The sequence below is a fragment of the Aerococcus sp. L_32 genome (assembly GCF_050689315.1).
Map to the genome: position 1 here is coordinate 1 of NZ_JBOEQF010000853.1, position 794 is coordinate 794.

Annotated in this window: 2 protein-coding genes; both read right to left on the minus strand. The window is 42.7% G+C overall.

What is annotated here, in order from left to right; genetic code table 11:
- Nucleotides 1–437 (minus strand): adenylosuccinate synthetase (locus ACRCJ0_RS16885; RefSeq protein WP_431391311.1); only part of this gene is annotated, 437 nt, incomplete at its 3' end.
- Nucleotides 438–455: 18 nt separating this feature from the next.
- The coding region (locus tag ACRCJ0_RS16890; protein ID WP_431391312.1) for a DnaB-like helicase C-terminal domain-containing protein at nucleotides 456–794 on the minus strand (339 nt) is incomplete at its 5' end.

Genomic DNA, 794 nt, shown 5'->3' on the forward strand with positions numbered 1-794 from the left:
CGAATACCGCTACGGCTAGCTTTGTCAGTATAAGCTGGGCCAATACCTTTAATTGTTGTACCAATTTTGTCGTCGCCCTTAGCTTCTTCTTGAAGACGGTCCAACTCAATATGATAAGGTAAAATCACATGGGCACGGTCTGAAATATGCAAGCCGCTCACATCAATGCCATGGTCCTTTAGGTAGTTCAATTCTTTAATCAATGCTTTCGGATTTACAACAACGCCGTTTCCGATGACAGATAACTTCTCAGATGAAAAGATACCTGATGGAATTAAGTGTAATGCGTACTTTGTGCCGTCAAATTGAATCGTGTGACCTGCGTTGTCCCCACCTTGGTAACGTACGATCACAGATGCATCTTTCGCTAGAAAATCGGTAATTTTACCTTTACCTTCGTCTCCCCACTGTGTACCTACTACGACAATCCCTGACATAAATGATTTTCCTCTCTGTTATGCAAACATTTCATCATCAGTTCTAAAACTCACTGATGAAAATTTGTTAAATTCTTTTGTAAAAATAAGTTTCACTGTCCCACGCGCACCGGACCGGTTTTTCTCGATAATAACCTCTACGATATTATCTTCCAATCTCGGTTCGCCACCACCATCATCATCTTCGCCCTCGCCACGTTCGTAATAATCATCACGATATAGGAAGGCAACGATATCCGCATCCTGCTCGATTGATCCCGACTCACGAATGTCAGAAAGAACGGGACGTTTATCCTGTCGCTGTTCCACACCACGTGATAACTGAGATAACGCGATTACAGGCACGTGTAATTCTTT